Raw genomic sequence first — 709 nt, forward strand, 5'->3', positions numbered from 1 at the left:
TCTGGCGCGGTTGCGTGGCGCGCTGGCGCGGCGCTTCCCCGGTAGGGCGCACGCGTTCGACAGCAGTACGACGCACACGCCTGGCAACGACGCGGCCCGCCCGGTGCTGATGGTCACCCACAACTGGGGCGGCGGCACCGAACGCCACGTGCGTGACCTGTGCGACCGACTGGCGGCGGAAGGCACGCCCGCGCTGGTGCTGCGCCCGCGCGGAAACGACGCGGGCTGCGTGTGGACCCTGAACCTGCCCGAACCTTCCTGCGGCGCTGGCCCTCTCCGCGATGCTGGTCCTGCCTGCGGAACCGGCCCCCTGCACCTGCCCAACCTGGCCTTCGACCTGCCGCCCGACTTCGGCGCGCTGCTGGAAGTGCTGGCTGAGTTGCGCGTTGACCACATCCATGTCCACAATCTGGCGGGCTACCCCCACGCCGCGCCGGAACTGCTGCCGCTCATGGCCCGGCTGCTGGAAATCCCCTGCGACGTCACCGCGCACGACCTGTCCGCCCTGTGCCCGCGCATCACCTGCATCGGGCCGGACGGCTATCCCTGCCCCACAGCGCTGGACGGAGACGGGGGGACTGCGCACGGCGCGCCGTGGCGCTGCGGGGCGTGCATCGCGGCGGAAACGCCACAGCTGGGCAATACGGACATCGTGCGCTGGCGCGCGGCTTGGGGCGCGTTGCTGGAGGGCGCGCGCGCCATCTTCACG

Annotated in this window: 1 protein-coding gene; it reads left to right on the forward strand. The window is 72.5% G+C overall.

The window, feature by feature from the left end:
• A partial coding sequence (locus FVW27_RS18190; RefSeq protein ID WP_167127915.1) for a glycosyltransferase occupies positions 1-709 on the forward strand: 709 nt, incomplete at both ends.

Source organism: Nitratidesulfovibrio liaohensis (assembly GCF_011682075.1).
In the GTDB taxonomy this organism is placed as follows: domain Bacteria; phylum Desulfobacterota; class Desulfovibrionia; order Desulfovibrionales; family Desulfovibrionaceae; genus Cupidesulfovibrio; species Cupidesulfovibrio liaohensis.